General features: G+C 71.0%; 15 protein-coding genes and 2 tRNA genes. 10 read left to right on the top strand and 7 right to left on the bottom strand.

Annotated elements, in window-relative coordinates:
• Positions 1 to 74: 74 nt before the first annotated feature.
• The 6 genes from recF to ACFYO9_RS24620 all read left to right on the top strand — a co-directional run bounded on the left by recF (position 75) and on the right by ACFYO9_RS24620 (position 7,549).
• Positions 75 to 1,196 (top strand): DNA replication/repair protein RecF, encoded by a 1,122-nt coding sequence (recF, locus tag ACFYO9_RS24645; RefSeq protein WP_355812156.1) that lies wholly within the window; start codon positions 75 to 77, stop codon positions 1,194 to 1,196.
• Entirely contained in the window at positions 1,193 to 1,750 is a 558-nt protein-coding gene (locus tag ACFYO9_RS24640; protein WP_355812160.1) for a DciA family protein, read from the top strand. The genes recF and ACFYO9_RS24640 overlap by 4 nt, the downstream gene beginning before the upstream one ends.
• A gap of 265 nt (positions 1,751 to 2,015) precedes the next feature.
• Positions 2,016 to 4,076: a DNA topoisomerase (ATP-hydrolyzing) subunit B gene (gene gyrB, locus ACFYO9_RS24635; protein ID WP_355812163.1), complete on the top strand. Its 2,061-nt coding sequence runs from the start codon at positions 2,016 to 2,018 to the stop codon at positions 4,074 to 4,076.
• 43 nt (positions 4,077 to 4,119) lie between these two features.
• Positions 4,120 to 6,723, top strand: coding sequence for a DNA gyrase subunit A (gene gyrA, locus ACFYO9_RS24630; protein ID WP_355812167.1), 2,604 nt, complete (start codon positions 4,120 to 4,122; stop codon positions 6,721 to 6,723).
• 18 nt (positions 6,724 to 6,741) lie between these two features.
• Positions 6,742 to 7,380, top strand: a complete 639-nt coding sequence (locus ACFYO9_RS24625) for a DUF3566 domain-containing protein (protein WP_355812170.1) — start codon at positions 6,742 to 6,744, stop codon at positions 7,378 to 7,380.
• 95 nt (positions 7,381 to 7,475) lie between these two features.
• Positions 7,476 to 7,549: transfer RNA gene (locus ACFYO9_RS24620), tRNA-Ile, on the top strand.
• Positions 7,550 to 7,825: 276 nt separating this feature from the next.
• Here ACFYO9_RS24620 and ACFYO9_RS24615 read toward each other — a convergent pair.
• On the bottom strand, positions 7,826 to 8,158 hold the full coding sequence (locus ACFYO9_RS24615) for a DUF6344 domain-containing protein (RefSeq protein WP_358778429.1): 333 nt from the start codon (positions 8,156 to 8,158) through the stop codon (positions 7,826 to 7,828).
• Between the two features lie 314 nt (positions 8,159 to 8,472).
• On the opposite strand from ACFYO9_RS24615, the gene ACFYO9_RS24610 reads away from it, so the two are divergent.
• Both ACFYO9_RS24610 and ACFYO9_RS24605 read left to right on the top strand, forming a co-directional pair.
• Positions 8,473 to 8,601: a DLW-39 family protein gene (locus ACFYO9_RS24610; RefSeq protein ID WP_003999697.1), complete on the top strand. Its 129-nt coding sequence runs from the start codon at positions 8,473 to 8,475 to the stop codon at positions 8,599 to 8,601.
• A gap of 502 nt (positions 8,602 to 9,103) precedes the next feature.
• The gene (locus ACFYO9_RS24605) at positions 9,104 to 10,495 is read left to right on the top strand and encodes a hypothetical protein (protein ID WP_358778428.1); all 1,392 of its coding nucleotides are present in this window, start codon (positions 9,104 to 9,106) and stop codon (positions 10,493 to 10,495) included.
• On the opposite strand, the gene ACFYO9_RS24600 is transcribed toward ACFYO9_RS24605, so the two are convergent.
• Both ACFYO9_RS24600 and ACFYO9_RS24595 read right to left on the bottom strand, forming a co-directional pair.
• Positions 10,461 to 11,933: a serine/threonine-protein kinase gene (locus ACFYO9_RS24600; RefSeq protein WP_358778427.1), complete on the bottom strand. Its 1,473-nt coding sequence runs from the start codon at positions 11,931 to 11,933 to the stop codon at positions 10,461 to 10,463. The genes ACFYO9_RS24605 and ACFYO9_RS24600 overlap by 35 nt on opposite strands.
• Positions 11,934 to 11,982: 49 nt before the next feature.
• On the bottom strand, positions 11,983 to 12,531 hold the full coding sequence (locus tag ACFYO9_RS24595; RefSeq protein ID WP_055527494.1) for a hypothetical protein: 549 nt from the start codon (positions 12,529 to 12,531) through the stop codon (positions 11,983 to 11,985).
• A 181-nt stretch (positions 12,532 to 12,712) separates the two neighbouring features.
• On the opposite strand from ACFYO9_RS24595, the gene ACFYO9_RS24590 reads away from it, so the two are divergent.
• Positions 12,713 to 12,785 (top strand) — tRNA-Ala (locus ACFYO9_RS24590).
• Between the two features lie 71 nt (positions 12,786 to 12,856).
• Here the strand turns inward: ACFYO9_RS24590 and ACFYO9_RS24585 are convergent.
• The gene (locus tag ACFYO9_RS24585; RefSeq protein ID WP_388666575.1) at positions 12,857 to 13,936 is read right to left on the bottom strand and encodes a LuxR C-terminal-related transcriptional regulator; all 1,080 of its coding nucleotides are present in this window, start codon (positions 13,934 to 13,936) and stop codon (positions 12,857 to 12,859) included.
• Positions 13,937 to 14,327: 391 nt separating this feature from the next.
• On the opposite strand from ACFYO9_RS24585, the gene ACFYO9_RS24580 reads away from it, so the two are divergent.
• Entirely contained in the window at positions 14,328 to 14,837 is a 510-nt protein-coding gene (locus tag ACFYO9_RS24580; RefSeq protein WP_358710000.1) for an RNA polymerase sigma factor, read from the top strand.
• A gap of 101 nt (positions 14,838 to 14,938) precedes the next feature.
• On the opposite strand, the gene ACFYO9_RS24575 is transcribed toward ACFYO9_RS24580, so the two are convergent.
• The 3 genes from ACFYO9_RS24575 to ACFYO9_RS24565 all read right to left on the bottom strand — a co-directional run bounded on the left by ACFYO9_RS24575 (position 14,939) and on the right by ACFYO9_RS24565 (position 20,127).
• Positions 14,939 to 16,135: a hypothetical protein gene (locus tag ACFYO9_RS24575; RefSeq protein WP_358778425.1), complete on the bottom strand. Its 1,197-nt coding sequence runs from the start codon at positions 16,133 to 16,135 to the stop codon at positions 14,939 to 14,941.
• Positions 16,136 to 16,235: 100 nt separating this feature from the next.
• Positions 16,236 to 18,533, bottom strand: a complete 2,298-nt coding sequence (locus ACFYO9_RS24570; protein WP_358778424.1) for an anthranilate synthase component I — start codon at positions 18,531 to 18,533, stop codon at positions 16,236 to 16,238.
• A 1-nt stretch (position 18,534) separates the two neighbouring features.
• The gene (locus tag ACFYO9_RS24565) at positions 18,535 to 20,127 is read right to left on the bottom strand and encodes a class I adenylate-forming enzyme family protein (protein WP_358778423.1); all 1,593 of its coding nucleotides are present in this window, start codon (positions 20,125 to 20,127) and stop codon (positions 18,535 to 18,537) included.
• Positions 20,128 to 20,177 lie beyond the last annotated feature (50 nt).

The raw sequence follows: 20,177 nt of genomic DNA, 5'->3' as shown, positions 1-20,177 counted from the left end.
CTGTGGGGAACGCCAGCCGTTTCCCACAGGCCTCTGAAGCAAGTGAAGTAGGCCGGGGGAGGTCGGCGCACACCATGCACGTCACGCATCTCTCGCTGGCCGACTTCCGCTCGTACGCCCGGGTCGAGGTTCCGCTCGACCCGGGCGTCACCGCGTTCGTGGGCCCCAACGGCCAGGGCAAGACCAACCTCGTCGAGGCCGTCGGCTATCTGGCCACCCTCGGCAGCCACCGGGTCTCCTCGGACGCCCCCCTGGTGCGCATGGGCGCCGAGCGAGCCGTCGTCAGGGCGGCCGTCCGTCAGGGCGAGCGCCAGCAGCTGATCGAGCTCGAACTCAACCCCGGCAAGGCCAACCGCGCGCGCATCAACCGGTCCTCACAGGTCAGGCCGCGCGATGTGCTGGGGATCGTCCGCACCGTGCTGTTCGCGCCCGAGGATCTCGCGCTGATCAAGGGCGACCCCGGGGAGCGGCGGCGCTTCCTCGACGAGCTGATCACCGCGCGGTCGCCGCGCATGGCCGGCGTCCGGTCCGACTACGACCGGGTCCTCAAGCAGCGCAACACCCTCCTGAAGTCGGCCGCTCTCGCCCGCCGGCACGGCGGCCGCACCATGGACCTGTCCACCCTCGACGTCTGGGACCAGCACCTCGCGCGCGTGGGCGCCGAGCTGCTCGCCCAGCGGCTCGACCTGATCTCGGCGCTGCAGCCGCTGGCCGACAAGGCCTACGAGCAGCTGGCGCCCGGCGGCGGCCCGGTCTCGCTGGAGTACAAGCCCTCCGCGCCCGGCGACGGGCACACGCGCGAGGCCCTCTACGAGCAGCTGACCGCCGCCCTGGAGGAGGCCCGCAAGCAGGAGATCGAGCGGGGCGTCACCCTGGTCGGCCCGCACCGCGACGACCTCGTCCTCAAGCTCGGCCAGCTCCCCGCCAAGGGGTACGCAAGCCACGGCGAGTCCTGGTCGTACGCGCTGGCGCTGCGCCTGGCCTCGTACGACCTGCTGAGGGCCGAGGGCAACGAGCCGGTACTCGTCCTCGACGACGTCTTCGCGGAGCTGGACGCGCGCCGCAGGGAGCGTCTCGCGGAGCTGGTGGCCCCGGGCGAGCAGGTACTCGTCACCGCCGCGGTGGACGACGACGTCCCGGGCGTGCTCAGCGGTACGCGCTACGCGGTGGCGGACGGCGCGGTGGAGCGCGTATGAGCGCCGAGGAGCCCGCCGAGAGCGCCCCGGGGCCCGCCGAGGCGCCGAAGACGCCCGAGCCCTCCGGCGTCGACCTGGCGAGGGTCGCCCTGCGGGCCGCCAAAGAACAGGCACGCGCGCGTGGCGACGCCGCGCAGCAGAAGAAGCAGGCCCGCCGCGGCGGGCTGCGGTCCGGCGCGCGCGCCGACGGGCGCGATCCGCTGCCGCTCGGCTCCGCGATCAACCGTCTGATCACCGAGCGCGGCTGGGAGACGCCGGCCGCGGTGGGCGGCGTGATGGGGCGCTGGCCCCAGATCGTCGGCGACGACCTGGCCAACCACTGCGTACCCCAGAAGTACGACGAGGACGAGCGCGTCCTGACCGTGCAGTGCGACTCGACGGCGTGGGCCACGCAGCTGCGGCTGATGGCTCCGCAGCTGGTCGCACGCCTCAACGAGGACCTGGGGCAGGGCACCGTGCGCCTCATCAAGGTGCTCGGTCCCCAGGGCCCCGCGCGCCGCTTCGGACCCCTGCGCGCCCCCGGAAGCACGGGCCCCGGCGACACCTACGGATGAGCCCGCCGGCGACGGTAGCTGGCGGTTGACGTCCCAAAGCGCTGAGTGCCGCTGTGAGCCCTTTGGAGCCCCGTTCCGCATATGGGGAGTCGGCCGAGTCCCGTTCAGGACGGCACATGCGGACTCAGGTACCGGCAAACCCCCATCACTGTCAGCGCTACCGGTAGACTGGAAGCTAATCCCGCCCCACTTGTGGGACGCACCGAGCAACGCTGACTATCGCTGAACGACGCAGCCGCTCCGGCCACCGCCGGGAGCTTGGCTTGTGCTGTGCCAGAAAGGGCGCTTCGTGGCCGATTCCGGCAACCCCAACGAGAACATCCCGTCCACCGCCGCCGGCGAGAACGGCGAGGCACCGCCCTCGTACGACGCCAGCGCGATCACCGTCCTCGAGGGTCTGGACGCGGTCCGCAAGCGACCCGGCATGTACATCGGCTCGACCGGTGAGCGCGGCCTGCACCACCTCGTGCAGGAGGTTGTCGACAACTCCGTCGACGAGGCCCTGGCCGGGCACGCGGACACCATCGACGTCACGATCCTCGCCGACGGCGGCGTTCGTGTCATCGACAACGGCCGTGGCATCCCGGTGGGCATTCACCCCGTCGAGAAGAAGCCGGCCGTCGAGGTCGTGCTGACCGTGCTGCACGCGGGCGGCAAGTTCGGCGGCGGCGGCTACGCCGTCTCCGGCGGTCTGCACGGCGTCGGCGTCTCGGTCGTCAACGCGCTGTCGACCAAGCTGGCCGTAGACATCCGGACCGATGGGTACCGCTGGACCCAGGACTACAAGCTGGGCGTTCCGACGGCCCCGCTGGCCCAGCACGAGCAGGTCGAGGACACGGGCACGACGGTCACCTTCTGGGCCGACCCCGACGTCTTCGAGACGACCGAGTACTCCTTCGAGACGCTGGCACGGCGCTTCCAGGAGATGGCGTTCCTCAACAAGGGTTTGACGATCAAACTCACCGACGAGCGCGAGTCGGCGAAGGCCGTGGTGGGCGCGGACACGGCGGAGGCGGCCGACGACGAGCCCCGCACGGTGAGTTACCACTACGAAGGCGGCATCGTCGACTTCGTGAAGTACCTCAACTCCCGCAAGGGCGAGGTCATCCACCCCACGGTCATCGACGTCGAGGCCGAGGACAAGGACCGTCTGCTCTCGGCCGAGATCGCCATGCAGTGGAACTCGCAGTACACCGAGGGCGTGTACTCCTTCGCGAACACCATCCACACGCACGAGGGCGGTACGCACGAAGAGGGCTTCAGGGCCGCGCTGACGGGTCTGGTGAACCGCTACGCGCGCGAGAAGAAGCTCCTTCGCGAGAAGGACGACAACCTCACGGGCGAGGACATCCGCGAGGGTCTGACCGCGATCATCTCGGTGAAGCTGGGCGAGCCCCAGTTCGAGGGCCAGACCAAGACCAAGCTGGGCAACACGGAGGCGAAGACCTTCGTGCAGAAGGTCGTCCACGAGCACCTCACGGACTGGTTCGACAGGAATCCGAACGAGGCCGCGGACATCATCCGCAAGGGCATCCAGGCCGCCACCGCGCGGGTGGCCGCCCGCAAGGCGCGCGACCTGACCCGCCGCAAGGGGCTCCTGGAGACGGCGTCGCTGCCGGGCAAGCTGAGCGACTGCCAGTCGAACGACCCGACGCAGTGCGAGATCTTCATCGTCGAGGGTGACTCCGCCGGTGGTTCGGCGAAGTCCGGCCGCAACCCGATGTACCAGGCGATCCTGCCCATCCGAGGCAAGATCCTGAACGTCGAGAAGGCGCGCGTCGACAAGATCCTGCACAACCAGGAGGTCCAGGCGCTCATCTCCGCCTTCGGCACCGGTGTGCACGAGGACTTCGACATCGAGAAGCTCCGCTATCACAAGATCATCCTGATGGCGGACGCCGACGTCGACGGCCAGCACATCAACACGCTGCTGCTGACCTTCCTGTTCCGCTTCATGCGGCCGCTGGTCGAGGCCGGGCACATCTACCTGTCGCGCCCGCCGTTGTACAAGATCAAGTGGTCGCGGGACGACTTCCAGTACGCGTACTCCGACCGCGAGCGCGACGCCCTGGTGGAGCTCGGCCGCCAGGCCGGCAAGCGCATCAAGGACGACTCGGTCCAGCGCTTCAAGGGTCTCGGCGAGATGAACGCCGAGGAGCTGCGCATCACGACGATGGACCAGGAACACCGCGTGCTCGGCCAGGTCACCCTGGACGACGCGGCACAGGCCGACGACCTCTTCTCGGTGCTGATGGGAGAGGACGTCGAGGCGCGGCGCTCGTTCATTCAGCGCAACGCCAAGGACGTCCGCTTCCTCGACATCTGAGTCGGCCCGTACGAGCCGCACCTCGAAAGGACTTTGACCAGTAATGGCCGACGAAAACACCCCTGTGATGCCCGAAGAGGAGCCCGCCGTTCCCGGTGTGGGCATGCGCGTCGAGCCCGTCGGGCTCGAGACGGAGATGCAGCGCTCCTACCTCGACTACGCGATGTCCGTCATCGTGTCCCGCGCGCTGCCCGACGTACGGGACGGCCTGAAGCCCGTCCACCGTCGCGTCCTGTACGCGATGTACGACGGCGGATACCGCCCCGAGAAGGGCTTCTACAAGTGCGCCCGCGTCGTCGGCGACGTCATGGGCACGTACCACCCGCACGGCGACTCCTCCATCTACGACGCCCTGGTGCGCCTCGCCCAGCCGTGGTCGATGCGGATGCCGCTGGTGGACTCCAACGGCAACTTCGGCTCCCCGGGCAACGACCCGGCGGCCGCCATGCGGTACACCGAGTGCAAGATGGCGCCGCTGGCCATGGAGATGGTTCGTGACATCGACGAGGAGACCGTCGACTTCACGGACAACTACGACGGCCGCAACCAGGAGCCGACGGTTCTGCCGGCGCGCTTCCCGAACCTGCTGATCAACGGCTCGGCGGGCATCGCGGTCGGCATGGCCACCAACATCCCGCCGCACAACCTCCGCGAGGTCGCGGCGGGCGCGCAGTGGGCCCTGGAGCACCCCGACGCCTCCCACGAGGAGCTGCTCGACGCCCTTATCGAGCGCATTAAGGGCCCCGATTTCCCGACCGGCGCCCTTGTAGTGGGCCGTAAGGGCATCGAGGAGGCGTACCGCACGGGCCGTGGCTCCATCACGATGCGCGCGGTCGTCGCGGTCGAGGAGATCCAGAACCGCCAGTGCCTGGTGGTCACCGAGCTCCCGTACCAGACCAACCCCGACAACCTCGCGCAGAAGATCGCCGACCTGGTCAAGGACGGCAGGGTCGGCGGCATCGCCGACGTCCGCGACGAGTCCTCCTCGCGCACCGGTCAGCGCCTGGTCATCGTCCTCAAGCGCGACGCGGTCGCCAAGGTCGTGCTCAACAACCTCTACAAGCACACCGACCTGCAGTCGAACTTCAGCGCCAACATGCTGGCCCTGGTCGACGGCGTGCCGCGCACCCTCTCCCTGGACGCGTTCATCCGGCACTGGGTGACCCACCAGGTCGAGGTCATCGTCCGCCGTACGAAGTACCGGCTGCGCAAGGCCGAGGAGCGGGCGCACATCCTGCGTGGCCTCCTGAAGGCTCTGGACGCCATCGACGAGGTCATCGCGCTCATCCGCGGCAGCCAGACGGTCGACATCGCGCGCGAGGGCCTGATGGGCCTCCTGTCGATCGACGAGATCCAGGCCAACGCCATCCTCGAGATGCAGCTGCGCCGGCTCGCCGCCCTGGAGCGCCAGAAGATCGTCGCCGAGCACGACGAGCTCCAGGCGAAGATCAACGAGTACAACTCGATCCTGGCCTCCCCCGAGAAGCAGCGCCAGATCATCAGCGACGAGCTCGCGGCGATCGTCGACAAGTTCGGCGAGGACCGTCGCTCGGCGCTCGTGCCCTTCGACGGTGACATGTCCATCGAGGACCTGATCGCCGAAGAGGACATCGTCGTCACCATCACGCGCGGTGGCTACATCAAGCGCACGAAGACCGAGGACTACCGCTCGCAGAAGCGCGGCGGCAAGGGCGTGCGCGGCACGAAGCTGAAGCAGGACGACATCGTCGACCACTTCTTCGTGTCGACGACACACCACTGGCTGCTGTTCTTCACCAACAAGGGCCGCGTCTACCGCGCCAAGGCGTACGAGCTGCCCGACGCCGGACGCGACGCGCGCGGCCAGCACGTGGCGAATCTCCTCGCCTTCCAGCCGGACGAACAGATCGCCGAGATCCTCGCGATCCGGGACTACGAAGCGGTGCCCTACCTGGTGCTCGCCACCAAGGGCGGCCTCGTCAAGAAGACGCCGCTCAAGGACTACGACTCGCCTCGTTCGGGTGGCGTCATCGCCATCAACCTCCGTGAGACGGACGACGGTTCGGACGACGAGCTGATCGGCGCCGAGCTGGTCTCGGCCGAGGACGACCTGCTCCTCATCAGCAAGAAGGCCCAGTCGATCAGGTTCACCGCAACGGACGACGCGCTCCGCCCGATGGGCCGCGCCACGTCGGGCGTCAAGGGCATGAGTTTCCGCGACGGCGACGAACTGCTCTCGATGAATGTGGTTCGCCCCGGTACGTTCGTCTTCACCGCCACCGACGGTGGGTACGCGAAGCGGACCAACGTCGACGAGTACCGCGTCCAGGGTCGCGGTGGCCTCGGCATCAAGGCCGCCAAGATCGTGGAGGACCGCGGCGAGCTCGTCGGCGCCCTGGTGGTCGAGGAGACGGACGAGATCCTCGCCATCACGCTGTCCGGCGGTGTGATTCGTACGCGAGTCAACGAGGTCAGGGAGACGGGCCGTGACACCATGGGCGTCCAACTGATCAACCTGGGCAAGCGCGATGCCGTGGTCGGTATCGCTCGTAACGCCGAGGCCGGGCGCGAGGCCGAGGAAGTCGACGGAGACATCGTCGTCGACGAATCGGACGCCGCCGAGCCGGTCACCGGTACGGACGAGGGCACGGACTCCTCGGCCGAGTAGCGCGAGGAGTGAGTCATCGTGAGCGGAGCCACGGGCGCCGAGGCAAAGCGGACCGGCACTACCGGTACGGACGGTGCCCGTGGCTCAGCCACTGATGCACACGACTCGAACGAGTCTCATGGATCCCAGGGGGGGACTGTGACGGATACCCGAGGCGGGGCGCTGCCCGGCGAGCGTCAGCCTCAGCAGCAGTCGTCCCAGCCGTACCACCCGCCGCAGGCGTACCAGCAGGGCGCCCCGTCCGGCGCGGTACGCCGGCCGCGCACGGGGGCACGTACGACGCCGCGCACCCGTAAGGCGCGGCTGCGGGTCTCCAAGGCCGACCCCTGGTCGGTGATGAAGGTCAGCTTCCTGCTCTCCATCGCGCTCGGCATCTGCACGATCGTCGCGGCGGCCGTCCTGTGGATGGTCATGGACGCCATGGGCGTCTTCTCCACGGTGGGCGGCACGATCTCCGAGGCGACGGGCTCGAACGAGTCCAACGGATTCGACCTGCAGTCGTTCCTCTCCCTGCCGCGCGTCCTGCTGTTCACGTCGATCATCGCGGTCATCGACGTCGTCCTGGCGACCGCGCTGGCGACCCTGGGCGCGTTCATCTACAACCTCTCCGCGGGCTTCGTGGGCGGCGTCGAGCTGACCCTCGCCGAGGACGAGTAGCGGCTGCTCCCCCGCGCGCGGGCATCGATTTTGGGACTGGCGCCCAGGTGCGCTAATCTTCAGAGGTCAGCGCGCGGGACATACCGCAGCGCGGCGGGGCTATAGCTCAGTTGGTTAGAGCGCATCCCTGATAAGGATGAGGCCACAGGTTCAAATCCTGTTAGCCCCACAGCACGAAAACCCCCAACCGATCATGGTTGGGGGTTTTTGGCGTCCTTGGGGGCCTGGGATCCTGGGGCCCTGGGGTCTTTGGGGGGCTTTGGCGTCCATGGGTGGCATCAGCGGTGACTCCCGCTGTGCTGTGCCCAGGGTGTGCTGGTGTGCTGCCGGTGTGCCGTGGGTGTTGCGCAGGGTGTGCCGGGTAGGCCGCGGACGTGAGAAGACCCCCGGCCTGGGGCCGGGGGTCTTCTGGGGTTCGGGGAGGGCGCGGGCCCTGGGGGCCGGGTTACGGCTCTGCGGCCAGGCCCGGTTCGGTGGTGGTGGCCTCAGCTTCGGCTTCCGTGTCCGTCGGGGGCAGGTGCCGGCAGCTGGGGGACGAGCCGTGGGCCTCGGCGCGGATGCGTTGCTTCATCGTCGGCGGCAGGGACCGTTCGTACGCCGCCGACCAGAGGGCCGCCATCATCGGCGTCGGCGCGCACACCGTGGCGGTGCGTGCGTTCGTGGTCTCCTGTGGGGCCGTGGCCGCGGTGGCCGTCGTGGTGAGCCCCATCGCGGCGAAGAGCGCGAGGAATGCGGTGACGATCGTGGTCCACAGTTTCATGGCCTTGTTGCCGGTCATGGCCCCTCAATTCGGGTTGGGCGATTTGCGTACTTTCCTCATGATGTGTATGTGAGGCCGCGAGTGGTGGACCGACGCTCGCGTGGCGTCGATGTTCAGATGAACACCACCCGTTTGGCCTCAAGGGCGCCGAGAGAGGGGCAAAGCGGCGAAAATCACAGTGGGACGGGTTCCCCGCGGAGTTCCCGGGTCCGGTTTCGACTGCTGTGTGCGGGGCGGGAGTTGAGGCGGATCCAGGTCACCGATCGATATCGCTCGGTGTGTATAGTCGGGCGCCAGAAGTCCCCTACGTCAAGGAAAGACGAGGTCGCGCGGTGAAGAAGCTTCTCCTGGTCGCACTGGCCGCCATCGGCGGGCTCCTCGTGTACCGCCAGATCCAGGCGGATCGCGCCGAGCAGGATCTGTGGACGGAGGCGACTGACTCCGTGCCCACGGGTTCGTGAGTATCGACGACAGTCACTTCACAGGCCCCGGTCGCATTTGCGGCCGGGGCTTTGTGCTGCTCCGGATCGGGCGGGGAGCGAGCGTTCGTGGAACGGGTGCTAGTGCGGGTCGGTCGTGGTGGTGATCCGGGGCGGGGAACCCGGATGGCGGGTGCGCCCGTGACAACAGCGGATTCACCCTCTTTCGCTTCCGAAATCAGTTGATTCTTTAAGCGCCACCGGAGCGTGCGGGCGGGTGCGGGGCGCTCGCGCCGATGGCGGGTTCGCGGTGGTGTCCCGGCGGTCCCGGGCGGGCAGGACGGTCGGGACCGGGCGAGTGGGTCGGTGCGGGTGGGTCGGCTGAGTTCGCGACGAGGGGTGGCGCGTGATGGGGCGGCGGCTGGGCGGGTGCCCTGGGGTGGCGGTACGGGGCCGGGGTCGGGTTGGGGTTGTTGCCGCCGCGGTCACCGCGTTGTGCGCTGTCGCGGTGCTTCCTGCGCAGGCCGGGGCCGTCGGGGCTGCGGTGGGAGATCCCGGGGCGTACGCCTTCGCCGCGGGTGCCGAGACGGTCGAGGGCGCCACGAGCAACCTTGAGGGGCATCGGCTCCGACCCGGCAAGACGTACAAAAGCGCCCTCCCGCGCGCGGGGCGGCGTTTCTACCGCCTGGAGCTGACGGCGGAACAGAACGCGTACGTCGCGGTGACCGCCGTGCCGCGGCCCGGGGCCCGGGTGACCTACGCCGACGGGGTCCAGGTCTCCCTCCAGGACGCCGACGGCAACAACTGCAGTCCTGTGGAGGCGGAGAAGGCGCGGTTCGGCTCTTCGGAGAGCCCGCGCCCGATCACGGCCTCCGCGGTACGCAGGGTCGGGCCCGACGAGAAGAGCTGTACGGGGGCCGGTACGTATTACGTGGTCGTCGAGCGGACCAGGGCGTCCTCCGGAGCCGCGCAGGGCGACTGGGACCTGGAACTTCACGTGGCGTCAGAACCCGTGCTGCGGACGGGCGGTGCGACGGCACCGCCGGAGACCTGGAACTCCGCGGCGCCCGTACCGCCGTCGGGTGAGCGCAGGGTGCGCCAGGGCGGCGCGGGCTTCGGCGAGGCGCGGGGCCTCGGCAAGGGCGTCTGGGGGGCCGGGATCAAGCCCGGACAGACCCTCTTCTACCGCGTACCGGTCGACTGGGGGCAGCAACTCTCGGTCACGGCTGAGCTCGGCAGCGCGGGTGGTGGGGGCGCGATCGGTGGTGCGGATGGGTCGGCGGGTGTGGGTGGTGCGGGTGATGGGGGCGGCATCGGTCGGGGGTCCTCCGATACGGGGTACGTCTCGTCCGCCTTGGTCATGTCGCTGTCCAACCCGGTGCGCGCCGAGGTGGACGACGCCGACGCGGCGTACGACGGCAGGCAGAAGTCGGCCGTGCTGGATCCGCTGCCGCCGGTCGCGTACGAGAACCGGTTCTCCCTGACCGACGGGGTCTCGGCGATGCGGTTCGCCGGCTGGTACTACCTGTCGGTGCACCTCAGCCCGCAGGTCGCGGAGAAGTTCGGCGACGCCCCGCTGGATCTGACGCTGCGGGTGGACGTCGACGGTGCGCCGCGGCCCGGGCCCGCGTACGTGGGGTCGCCGGTGCCCGCGGACGACTTCGGCGTCACGGAGCGGGACGCGGAGGCCGCGGAGCGCGGGGAGAAGGCCGGCGGCGGAGGTGCCAGAACCGGGGACGACGGGGTGAACGGGCTGATGGCGGTGGTCGCCGCCACGGGAATCGGCACCGGCGTGACGCTGCTGGGTGTGCTCGGTCTGTGGGTCCTGATCGCACGGCGCAGGGCGGCGAGGGCGGCCGAGGCGGCGAGGGCGGCTGAGCCGGCGCGTGCGGGCCGGGAAGTCAGAGCTGCGTCAGGGCCCAGAAGCCTACGGTGAGGCAGGTCAGGGCGACGAGCAGCATGGGCACCGCCACTTTCGGGTGAGGTCCCGGGCGAGGCGGAACCTGGGCGGCACGTGCGACGTATGGATGAGTAGGAGCGTGAGCGCGGTGCGCCGGGGAGGTCACGGCGTGGGTGTGCACGTGGGGTGCGGGCGCGGTTATGGGGGCGGGGACAGGTACGGGGACAGGGGCTGGTGCGGGTACGGGTGCGGGGGTCTGTAAGGGCATCGGAGTAGGGAGAGTGGACGGCTGTGGCGGTTCCTGGGGCTGCGGCGGTGGTGGGGGTGGCAGCAGGTGGAAGCTGCCGGTGTCCGGGGCGGACTGCGGAGGGAGATTCGGTACGGGGCCGGCGACGGGACTCGGCGCGGGACGCATGAACCCCGGGGTGGGGTCAGGAGCACGGTTGGGCGGTGGGGGCACCGTGGGACCAGGGACAGGACCAGGCCCACCCCCGGGGCCAGGTAGAGGACCAGGCCCACCCCCGGGGCCAGGTAGAGGAACGGGACGCGCATGCCGTGCGCGGGAATGCGGGCCGCCCGCACGCGGCGCTGACGGGAGCGGGCCCTCGGGGGCGAAACCGGATGGAAGCGGAGGGAGTTGGTCGAAGATCTCGATGCGCTCGTCGTCGGGGCCGGGCTCGGGCAGCACCTCCGCGGCCGAGGCCAGCGCCTTCCGTGCCCCCGTGGCGGTACGGAAACGCGCCTGGGGATCGGGCTGGAGCAGCGTGGCGATGACCTGCCAGAGCGGCTCGGGCACGCCCTGCGGGGCCCGTGGTGTGCCGTGCTCCGCGAAGTACTCGATGAGTGCCTTGGCGTCCGGCTTGGCGCCCTCCAGGAGGTACAGGGCGACCAGGCCGACGGCGAAGAGGTCGGCGGTGAAGTGCGGTTCGGCGCCCATCATCTGCTCGGGGGCGAAGTAGCCGGGGGTGCCGACCACATAGTCGGTCTCCGTGAGCCGGGGCTCGCCCTTGCGCATCGAGATGCCGAAGTCGGACAGCCGCAGATGCGGGCGCCCGGCGCCGGTGGCGTCCAGCAGGATGTTGGCCGGTTTGATGTCACGGTGCACGACACCCTCGGCGTGGACGGCGGCGAGGCCGGAGAGGAGCTGGTCGAGGAGGGTGCGGACGAAGTGGGGCGGCAGCGGGCCGTAGTCCCCGATGACGTGTGCCAGCGAGCCGCCGCCGACGAGGTCCATGGTGAAGAGGACCTTGTCGTCGTCGGCGGCCCAGCTGGCGGGCGCGAGCACATGAGGGTGGTCGATCCGCAGGGCCTGCTCCCGTACGAACCTCAACAGGGAGTGCGCGTCGCTCTGTTGCAGCACCTTGGCGGCGACGTACCTGCGGCGCCGGTGGTCCCAGGCGCGCCAGACCGCTCCGACTCCCCCGTGTCCGATCGGGTCGACCAGTTCGTACCGGCCGGCGAAGACCTCACCCATGGTCGCGCTCCGCTCCCCTCCCGGGCCGCGGGGCGGCCCGGTCGACGGCTCAGCTCTGGTGCGCCTCGTAGTGGGCGACCGCGTCCGCGGTGCGCCCGGCGCCGTACACCCGGAGGAACTCTGCCAGCTCCGGGTGGGTCGGGGCGAGGGAGTCCGCGGCATCGATGATGTCGCCCGCCGCCGCCACGGAGCGCAGCAGTGACTGGATCTCGCGCACCACGCGCTTGACCGTGGGGGCGCCCGAACTGGTCGCCGTCTGGGCGGTGTTGGTGAGGACCGAGCCGCCCTGGGACTTCTTGATCTCGTCCATGCGGTCGGTGGCCTCCGCGGCGCTGACGCTGCCGTCGGCGACCTGGCCGGCCAGTTCCTGCAGGAGCTGGACGCGCTGGACCACGGCCGGGTTGCCGATCTTGGCGCGCTGGCCGCTCATCAGCTGGGAGAGCATCGGTGCGGAGAGGCCGAGGACTCCGGCGAGGCGGGCCTGGTTCAGGCCGAGGTCATCGATGAGTCGGCGGAAGAGCGCCCCCAGCGGCTCCCCGTACCAGTTCCGCTGGAGCTCTCGTGCTCTCGCGGTGGTGTCTTGCTGTGCGGCGTCCATTGCGTCTCCCCATCGCTTCCCCTAAGACCGCGGTTCGCTGCCGCGAACCACGTCGTGCATCTTACGGAGCGTGGTCGTCGACCGGGACCCCCAATCCTTTTGCGGGATCCGGGGGGTGACCCGGTACTCTGGTCTGCGACGCACGCCGGGAGGTGATTCTTCCGGTGACGGTGTCACTCTCGGGGCCTTAGCTCAGTTGGTAGAGCGCTGTCTTTGCATGGCAGATGTCAGGGGTTCGACTCCCCTAGGCTCCACACCGTAAAGCCCCTCTGAACTGCGGAAACGTGGTTCGGAGGGGCTTTTTTGGCGCGTCCCGCCGCGGCCGTTACGGAGCGCTGGGGGCCGGTGCCGGGGCTGGTGCCGGGGCCGGGGCCGGGGTGATGTGTGGGGGGCGGACCGGGGTCAGCAGGCCGTACTGGGCGGCGCGGGCGCCCGCGGCGAAGCGGCTGGTGACGCCGAGCCGCTGCATCAGGTCGGCGATCAGGCGGCTCGCGGTGCGCGGCGAGACCCCGAGGGTGCGCGCGATGGCCTCGTCCTTCATGCCGTCGGCCAGGAGTTGCACCAGCGTGCGCTGTTCGGTCGAGAGGTGGGTGGGGGAGCGTTCGCCCTCCGGGGCGAAGGGGGTGGCCTCGCGCCAGGTGTGCTCGAACACCGCGGAGAACGCGCTGACCAGGGGCGCCCCGCGGATCGTGAGCTGGCAGCTGTGCGACGCGTCGTCGGCGGCGGGCAGCACGGCGTAGTCGGAGTCGATGATCACCATGTTGAGCGGGATGACCGAGGCGAGCCGCAGGTCCACGCCCGCGGCCACCAGGCGGCCGAAGGAGTCGTACGTGCCCGGCGACATCGAGTCCCGGCGGAGCCGGACCGAGCGGACCTGGATGCCCCGGTCGAACATCTGCTGCCGGAGCGGGCCGATCCTGCGGCGCAGCCGGGCCGGGAGGCTGCTCTCCGCGTAGGCGGTGCGCAGGGTGGCGCGGGCCGAGTCGGTGACGTCGTGCAGGGCCTGCACCATCTCGTCGATCGTGCCGGCGGCGGTGACCTCGACGCGCGAGTGGGAGGAGCCGGTGGCCGGGAGGTAGACCTCCAGGAGCGACTCCATCGCCTCGTGCATCCGCAGGGACTCCTCCAGGCTGCGCTGCGCCATGTCCTGCTGCTGTCGGAGCATGCGCATCAGCGCGAATTCGGGATCCACCGGAACGACGCGGGCGCCCGGTTCGGCGGGCCAGCTCACCAATCCGAGGCGGCGCAGCGAGGCCCAGGTGGCGCGCGCCTCGGAACGGGACAGTCCGAAACTGTCGGTCAGCTCTTCGGGGTCGGAACCGCCGCGCTCACGGAGCTCCATATAGACGGCGAGCCGTGAGGCTTCGGACACCTGGGCGTCCGTGCCGGCTGCACGGTTTCTCACAGAGCGGCCCCTCCGGCGGTTACCGACGCGTAGGCGCTCACTCTAGAGCGGAGGCGCCGAGGGTGAGCAGTAAGTGAGAGTCAGATCACCCGCTGTGCAACGGACTTGTGACCATCGGGTCGGACTCTCCGCTTTTGGGACACGCGTGAGACGAACGGACGGCGGGTGAGATGGCGAATTTTTGCCATGGCGGAATCCAGCCAGTGTGAATTGCTTGTTCCGTGCACCTGCGTCATTAGCCTCGACGGCACGGGGGTTGGACATTGCGGAGCCGGATATTCCGGCTGCCGTCGGCGCGTCCTTGCCGGATTCGGCGGGGACGCGCTGCTTTCGACGCGTGCACTCCCCCGTGAATTCATCGGTCATTGCGACACGTAGGCAAGGCGGGGGAATGAACGAGAAGGTCACGGTCCAGTCGGTCGACGATCTGATCAGGAACGCGCAGGCGGGAAACCACCGCGCGGTGAACGATCTGCTGCTCCACATCACGCCGTTCGTACGGCGGCTCTGCTCCTCGGTGGACGCGGGCCACCGGCCCGAGGCGGTCCAGGAGTCGCTGCTCGCCGTGTACCGGGGGCTGCGGACGCTCAAGGAGCCCGCGGCGTTCTACGGGTGGGTGCGCGCCGTGACGGTGCGGGAGGCCGCGCGGACCGCGCGGCGGGCGGGGCGGACCGCGACCGCCGAACTGGTCGACCAGCCGTCCCCGGCCGACCCCTCGCTGGGCGTCGCCATCGCCGACGTACTGGAGCGGCTGCCCTCGCACCAGCGGGACATCCTCACGCTGCGCGCCGTCTACGGCCTGGAGGAGCGGGAGACGGCGCGCGTGCTCTCCCTGCCGGTGGGCACGGTGCGGTCGCGGTTGCACCGGGCTCGGCGGAACTTCGAGGAAGCCTGGCGCTGACCGGGGCTGACCAGGCGATGACCGGTCCCGGCCGGTTCTGACGGGTCCTGACCGGTCCTGACCAGGGGCTGACCCGGGCGCGCGCCCGGGTCAGCCGGCCGTCAGCACTGCTCGCGCAGCTGCGCCGGCCACCCCGTCGGGTCGTCGCCGAGGTAGCCGCCGAGCCACTCCGCCCAGCGCTCCAGGCCGAAGGCCCAGCAGACGGAGAAGCCCGGCTGCCCGGCGAAGGCGATGTCGAAGCCCTTGCCGAAGTGCTGGTTGTGGTAGTTGAGCGAGGAGACCGCGACCTCCGAGCCGTCGTGCGCCATCCGCCCCACCAGCTCGTACTTGACGTCCATCGCCGCCTGGTACTGGGCCATCTGCGGGCGGGCGCTGGTGAAGAACGGGTCCGACGCGGGCTGCACCTTGCACGGCAGGCCGAGGCTCTCGGCGAGCGTGAGCAGCTCCTCGAGCACCTGGGCGTGGAAGGCGCGGGCGCCGGGCCGGTCACCGACGTACACGATCTCGCGCATGCTGAACGACCAGCGGCGGGTCGGCGAGGTGTCGGCGGTGGCCCTGCCCTCGTAACGGCTGCACTGGCCGGTGGCCGTGACGGTCAGCGGCTCGTCGAGGCGCGCGCCCTGGAAGCGCTCGAAGAGCCCCAGGCAGGTGGCGGGCGCGAGGGCGACCGGGGTGAACTCCAACTCGGCCGCGCGGGCGGCCTGATCGGTGGCGGCGCCGAAGCGGTCGAGCGCGTCCAGGTCGGGGCGGACGACGCCGGCGGCGGTGATGTGCTGCGGGAAGTTGCCGGTGTAGCCGGCCTTCTCCAGCGTGGTCCAGGGCAGCAGCGCGGGCACCGTGTACTCGGCGGCGCCGAGCCGCGCGGCGGTCTGCCCGAGGAGCCGTTCCAGGGCGCGGATCAGCAGGGCGTTGCGGGGGCCGCTGACGAACAGGCCCGGGCCGACGCGGCCGTCGGCGGGGGTGGTGCCGAGCGGCCCGGTGACGGCGGCGGGCGCGGGTTCGACGGGCAGGTCCCAGCGGTCGAGGCGGGTACGGGGGGTGCGCTGCGGGGCGCCCGCGAAGCGCTTGAAGGCCTCGCCGAGCAGCCGTTCGACCCGGTCGGCGTCCGCGTCGTCGGCGGCGCCGAACTCGATGCGCGGCACGGACTCCAGGTCGATCCGGCTCTCGTCGGTGCCGTCCAGGCAGTAGCGCAGCATCGCGCCGAACTCGCGGCGGTCGTCGGGGTGCAGCTCGCCGGGGGCCTGCCAGGTCCGCCGGACGGCGGCGCCGGCCCGGGCCGGGGCAACGGTGTCAGTCATGCTCGTGAACCTCTCTCCAACACACACGGAAGATCACACACGGAAGATCACACACGGAAGATCAGATACGGGGATCAGATACGGGGATCACATACGGGGATCACGCACGGGGCACGCTGCCGACGGGCCGCGGCCGCCGCGCCAGGCGCGCGAGGACGTTGTCGATCAGCCGCTGTCCGTGGCCGTCGAACTGCGTCATCAGGGACTCGGGGTGGAACTGCACGCCCGCCAGCGGCCGGGTCGCGTGCTCGACGGCCATCGCCACCCCGTCCGGGCAGCGGGCGGTGACCCGCAGGCCGGGCGGCAGGGCCGCGGCGTCGGCGTACAGGGAGTGGTAGCGGCCCGCGGTGAAGCGCGGCGGCAGACCGCGCAGCAGCTCCCCGCCGCCGTCCACCACCGAGACCGTCGACGGCTTGCCGTGGAAGGGCCGGTCGAGCACCGCGAGGCGCCCGCCCAGGTACTCCACGACGGCCTGCATGCCGAGGCAGACCCCGAACACCGGGATGCCGTTGTCCTCGGCGACGCGCAGGGTGCCCGCCGTGTCGTGGTCCTCGGGGCGGCCGGGACCCGGCGAGAGGACCAGCAGGTCGGGGTCGAGATCCGTCACCAGGGACTTGTCGAAGCCGCCGCGGTACGTCGAGACGCGGGCGCCCGCCTGCCGGAAGTACCCGGCCAGCGTGTGGACGAAGGAGTCCTGGTGGTCGACGAGCAGCACGCGCGGGCGGTACGCGGAGTCGTCCGCGCCCGTGACGGAGGCCGCCGTGCGGACCGCCCCCGAGGCACCCACCGCCCCCGAGGCACCCGCCGTCCCCGGGCCGAACGGCGCGCCCAGCACGTCCAGGAGCGCCTTCGCCTTCAGCTCGGTCTCCCGCTCCTCGTCCTCGGGCACCGAGTCGTAGAGCAGCGTCGCCCCGGTGCGCACCCGGGCGAGGCCGTCGCGCACGTGCACCGTGCGCAGGGTGAGGCCGGTGTCCAGCGTGCCGTCGAAGCCGACGCGGCCCACGGCGCCGCCGTACCAGCGGCGCGGGGAGCGCTCGTGTTCCTCCAGGAAGGCGACGGCCGCGTGCTTGGGCGCACCGGTGACCGTCACCGCCCACATGTGGCTGAGGAAGGCGTCGAGCGCGTCCCGCTCTGGGCGCAGCACGCCCTCGACGTGGTCGACGGTGTGGATCAGCGTCGCGTACATCTCCAGCTGGCGGCGGCCGATGACGCGGACGGTGCCGGGCTCGCACACCCGGGACTTGTCGTTGCGGTCCACGTCGGTGCACATGGTCAGCTCGGCCTCCTCCTTCTCGGAGGCGAGCAGCGCCTTGACCTGTTCGGCGTCCTCCAGGGCGTCCCGGCCGCGGGCCGCGGTGCCGCTGATGGGCGCCGACTCCACGCGCCAGCCGGTGCCGTCGGAGGTGTGCCGCGCGTGCACCCGTACGAACATCTCCGGCGAGGTGCCCACCAGGTGCTCGCCCTCGCCGAGGTTCACCAGCATCTGGTACGGCGAGGGGTTGCGGCCGCGCAGCGCCCGGAACAGCTCCGACGGCGGGCAGGGCAGCGGCCGGTCGAAGGTGCGGCTGGCCACCACCTCGAACAGGTCGCCGGTGCGGAACCGTTCCCGTGCGACGTCCACCAGCGCGGCGTACTCGCCCGGCGCGTGGTCGCCGGCCGGGCGGTCGGCGGGGTCCCCGGCGCGGTACGGCTGGGCGGGCGTGGTCCGCGGCAGCCCGTGCGTGCTCCTGCCGTGGGCCGTGAACTCGTAACGGTGGCGCCAGGCGGTGCCCGCCACCGGGTCGGTGACGGTCACCTCGTCCGGCAGGTGGAGGACCAGGTCGCGGTCGTGGCCCGCGCGTCCGTGCTGCCGCAGCGGCACGGGGTCGAAGGCGAGCACGAGGTCGTAGCCGAAGGCCCCGTACAGGCCGAGGAAGTCGCCCGCGGGGCCGGACAGGGCGTCGCGCACCGCGCGGACGAAGTCGAAGGCGCCGGGCCGCCGCGACCGGTCCTCCTCGCTGAACGTGTCCTGGCCCGGCGTGCTGCGCACCAGGCCGGTGAAGCCGGGACCTTCGGCGGCGGTGAGGTCGCCGACCTCGCGCAGGGTGCGCCGGGCCGCCGCGCGCAGCACCGGAAGCAGCACCTCACCGCGCGCGTTGAGGGCGCGCACCTCCACGGTGCGCAGCGCGCGCAGCACGATCTCGACGGGCGGGTCGGTGTAGCCGACGGCGTGCCGCCGGTAGCGGTCGGGGGACTCGTAGTCGGAGCGCAGGACGGCGCCCCTGCGGGTGTCCAGCGCGTTCTCGAGCTCCCGCAGGGCCGGTTCGCCGTCGACGGCGGTGCGGGAGCGCTCGACGCGCACCCCGGCGCCGGTGGTCCACTCCCGGGGCAGCGGAACGGTCAGGGGGTGGGTGGTCATCTCAGCTCAACACCCCGTCGAGCACCGGGATCGAACCGTCGGTCAGACCGGCGGCGAGGACGTTTCGCTTCACCTTCCAGGTGGCGGTGTGCGGCATGTGCTCCCACGCGACGTGCACCGGGCCCGGCACCGCGGGCAGGTCCGCGACGGCGGCCCGCCAGGCGGCGTGGTCGAGGGGCAGGTCGCGGCGGGTGCTCACCACGGGCCGTACGGTGTCGCCGACGCGGACGAAGACGGCCTCGGTCAGCTCGGGGAGCGCCTCGATCAGCAGGTCCTCGGCGGCCAGCAGGCTCTCCAGGCCGTCCGTCTGGTCGAACTCACGGTCCATCAGGTGCACACAGCCCCAGCGGGTCTTGTGGCCGATGTCCTGAAGGTTCCACCAGTCGTCGTCGTACCGCTCGTCGTACAGCTCCTGCTGGCCGACGTAGGTGAGGGCGACGCCGGAGGACTTGGCCTGGATGTAGCCGTTGCGGGTGCCCTCGTCCTGCGGGCGGGGCCGGATGCGGGCCTTGGTCATGCCCGGGAAGACGAAGCCGACGCACCGGCCGTCCGCCTTCTCGATGCCCCGGCGGGTGTAGATCCGCATGGTGACGGGGCCGGTCTCGGTCTGCCCGTACGTCTGGATGAACAGCGGCGAGCGCCGCTTGCTCGCGCCGAGCAGGGTGCGGATGCTGCGCGGGTGGATGGCGTCGAAGGTGCTCATGAAGATGCGCACCCGTTCGAAGGGGCCGTCCGGAAGGCCGGCCAGCTCCTCCCAGTGCAGATACATGTTGGGGTGCGCCTCGACGCAGCCGGGGCGGCACTCGGAGAGCACCTCGCGCACGCTGTCCGGGTCCGCGTCGGCGAGCGGCGCGATGCCGATGCCGAGCTGGAGCGCGGTGGCGAGCGCCGCGTAGGTGCGGGCGTGCACGAAGGAGATGCACATCGCGAACGTCTCGCGGTAGCGCAGCAGCTTCGCCATCCTGGCCTGCGTGTTGATGGGCAGCTGGGTGCCGCGGCGCGCGGCGGCGACCAGCTTGGGCACCCCGGTGGTGCCGGAGGTGTGGGTGATCAGCGCGGGCGCGTCCTCGGGGATGTCCGGGTACGGCGGGGCCTCGCCCGGCGCCGTGGCGGCGAGCGAGGGCAGCCCGGCCGCCTCGCCGTGCGTGAGCAGGACGGACGGGGCGTGCTCGCGCAGCGCGTCGAGGTGGTCCCCGGCGCGCGCCAGGATGTCCGGGTCGGTGAGGAAGTGGTCCGGCCGGAGCCGGCTCATCATCGTCACCACGGTCGGCCACTCCAGGAACGGCGCGAGCATCGCGGGGACCGCGCCCACCCGGCCGATGGCGCAGGCGAGGAAGAGGATGTCGGCGTTGTGGCTCTTGAAGACGGCCACGGTGTCGCCGGGGCGCACCCCGGCGGCGTACAGCCGGGCGGCCGTGTCCTCGACGAGCTCGGCGGCCTGGGCGTAGGTCGGGCGCAGGCCGAGGCCGGGCGCGAGGTCGAAGGCGCGGTCCAGGTAGAACAGCGAGTCGGGGTGGGTCCGTGCGGCCTGCTGGGTGATCAGACCCAGCGTGAACAGCTTCCCGGGCTTCGGCAGGTCGTCGGTCGTGGGCATGCGCGGTCTCCTCTCCTGGAGGGGACGGGAGACGGTGCGGCGTCTCGGGC

Origin of the sequence: Streptomyces sp. NPDC005863, from assembly GCF_042871345.1 — a bacterium.
Taxonomy (GTDB): domain Bacteria; phylum Actinomycetota; class Actinomycetes; order Streptomycetales; family Streptomycetaceae; genus Streptomyces.
This window is presented reverse-complemented; position numbering and strand designations above follow the sequence as displayed.

Bases quoted from the DNA above. Each gene is read 5' to 3' on its own strand.
- recF (WP_355812156.1), top strand. From the start codon at position 75: ATGCACGTCACGCATCTCTCGCTGGCCGACTTCCGCTCGTACGCCCGG.
- ACFYO9_RS24640 (WP_355812160.1), top strand. From the start codon at position 1,193: ATGAGCGCCGAGGAGCCCGCCGAGAGCGCCCCGGGGCCCGCCGAGGCG.
- gyrA (WP_355812167.1), top strand. From the start codon at position 4,120: ATGGCCGACGAAAACACCCCTGTGATGCCCGAAGAGGAGCCCGCCGTT.
- ACFYO9_RS24615 (WP_358778429.1), bottom strand. From the start codon at position 8,158: ATGACCGGCAACAAGGCCATGAAACTGTGGACCACGATCGTCACCGCA.
- ACFYO9_RS24600 (WP_358778427.1), bottom strand. From the start codon at position 11,933: ATGGGTGAGGTCTTCGCCGGCCGGTACGAACTGGTCGACCCGATCGGA.
- ACFYO9_RS24595 (WP_055527494.1), bottom strand. From the start codon at position 12,531: ATGGACGCCGCACAGCAAGACACCACCGCGAGAGCACGAGAGCTCCAG.
- ACFYO9_RS24580 (WP_358710000.1), top strand. From the start codon at position 14,328: ATGAACGAGAAGGTCACGGTCCAGTCGGTCGACGATCTGATCAGGAAC.
- ACFYO9_RS24575 (WP_358778425.1), bottom strand. From the start codon at position 16,135: ATGACTGACACCGTTGCCCCGGCCCGGGCCGGCGCCGCCGTCCGGCGG.
- ACFYO9_RS24570 (WP_358778424.1), bottom strand. From the start codon at position 18,533: ATGACCACCCACCCCCTGACCGTTCCGCTGCCCCGGGAGTGGACCACC.
- ACFYO9_RS24565 (WP_358778423.1), bottom strand. From the start codon at position 20,127: ATGCCCACGACCGACGACCTGCCGAAGCCCGGGAAGCTGTTCACGCTG.